This is a genomic window from Herbaspirillum sp. B65 (genome assembly GCF_000333555.1).
In the GTDB taxonomy this organism is placed as follows: domain Bacteria; phylum Pseudomonadota; class Gammaproteobacteria; order Burkholderiales; family Burkholderiaceae_D; genus Herbaspirillum; species Herbaspirillum rubrisubalbicans.
Genome location: NZ_BADI01000756.1, coordinates 1 through 1,714, shown reverse-complemented (window position 1 = coordinate 1,714; position 1,714 = coordinate 1). Strand labels below are relative to the sequence as shown.

The following is a 1,714-nucleotide window of genomic DNA, read 5'->3' as shown; positions in this document are numbered from 1 at the left end:
GGAATGGGAACAATGGGGACCAGTGCTTGTTCCTCGCGGTCATCATCATGTTGGTAGTCGCGCCCCAGATCGGTACAAGCAGGCAGCGATCGGCCTGACGTCTGTGGGCGATTAAACCTTGGCTCGCCGGCCTGCTGCATCTGAAATCAATTTCGAAAGAAGATAGATGAAAACATATTCTGAAAATGTATTGGCAAAAGTGCCGGAAGTGACACTGGGATTCTGGCTTATCAAGATCGCCGCCACCACGCTTGGCGAGACTGGAGGCGATGCGGCCTCCATGTCGATGAACCTCGGCTATCTGACCAGTACGGGCATATTCGCTGCGTTCTTCGTGATTGCCGTGGCGTACCAAATCAAGTCCAAAGCTTTCCATCCCTTGATCTATTGGACCACGATTATCGCCACCACCACTGTCGGTACAACGCTTGCTGATTTCGCGGATCGTTCGCTGGGGATCGGTTACGCCGGTGGCACTACCGTGTTGTCCGCGCTTTTACTTGCTTCACTGTTACTTTGGAAGCGCACGCTCGGTTCTGTTTCCGTGAACACAGTAAGCAGCCCGCGAGCAGAAATGTTCTACTGGATCACGATCATGTTTTCGCAGACATTGGGCACTGCACTCGGGGACTGGACAGCGGATAGTGCAGGACTGGGCTATACCGGCGCGGCTGCGGTTTTCGGCGGACTGCTCGCTTTGTTGGTGTTGGCCTACTACGGAACAAAAATCTCTCGCACACTGCTATTCTGGATGGCATTCATATTGACGCGGCCACTGGGAGCAGTGGTGGGCGACTTTCTCGATAAACCTTTGAGTGCCGGTGGCCTGGCTCTGAGCCGCTACGGTGCATCCATCGCATTGCTGGCGTTCATGCTGTGCGCCATGCTGATCTTCCGGCAGAGAGCGGCAACGGCATCACATTGACACCATTCCAATGGAGGCGACATGCGAGTACTGCTGGTCGAAGATGACGCGATGATTGGTGAGGCGATTCAGGCCGCCTTGAAGGATGCATCGTACGCGGTAGATTGGATCAAGGACGGACAAATCGCCATCACGACCATCACCAGCCAACACTACGATATCGCTCTTCTGGATTTGGGCTTACCTGGCAAGGACGGGTTAGATGTTTTGAGGAGCATACGCGCAAAAGACATACAAATTCCTTTGCTCATCATCACGGCGCGTGATGGCCTTGATGATCGCTTGCAAGGCCTAGATGGCGGCGCAGATGACTACGTCCTCAAGCCGTTTCAGATGGCGGAGCTGCTGGCCCGCATGCGCGCGGTCTTGCGGCGCAAGGGTGGAATCGCTTCTCCTTTACTCACCAATGGACTGCTATCGCTCGACCCGGCTAGCAAGGAGGCAAGTCTGCGAGATGGAGGCTCGATACAGTTGTCCAACCGTGAGTTCGCTCTGCTCCAGGCATTATTGATGCGTCCGGGAGCAATTCTGTCGCGCAGCGAATTGGAAGACAGAATTTATGGCTGGAACGAGGAAGTCGAAAGCAATGCGGTCGAGTATTTAATCCATTCCTTGCGCAGGAAGCTTGGCAGCGACATCATCAAAAACGTCAGGGGGGTAGGATGGATGGTCTCAAAAGCCGGCTGAACGAATCGGTTCAGTTGAAGCTCTCCGTCATACTTTGCCTGGCGATTTTAATAGTAGCCATAGTAGCGGGGGTATTTTCATTCGTTTCCGCGCTAGATGAAT

General features: G+C 53.9%; 2 protein-coding genes. Both read left to right on the top strand.

Translation table 11 applies throughout. From position 1 onward, the window contains the following. Positions 1–166 precede the first annotated feature (166 nt). Entirely contained in the window at positions 167–925 is a 759-nt protein-coding gene (locus I5W_RS17830) for a COG4705 family protein (protein ID WP_044530231.1), read from the top strand. A gap of 21 nt (positions 926–946) precedes the next feature. After that, positions 947–1,612 carry a response regulator gene (locus I5W_RS17825; protein ID WP_044530230.1) on the top strand — a complete coding sequence of 222 codons (666 nt, stop codon included), beginning with the start codon at positions 947–949 and terminating at the stop codon, positions 1,610–1,612. The last annotated feature ends 102 nt before the right edge of the window (positions 1,613–1,714 follow it).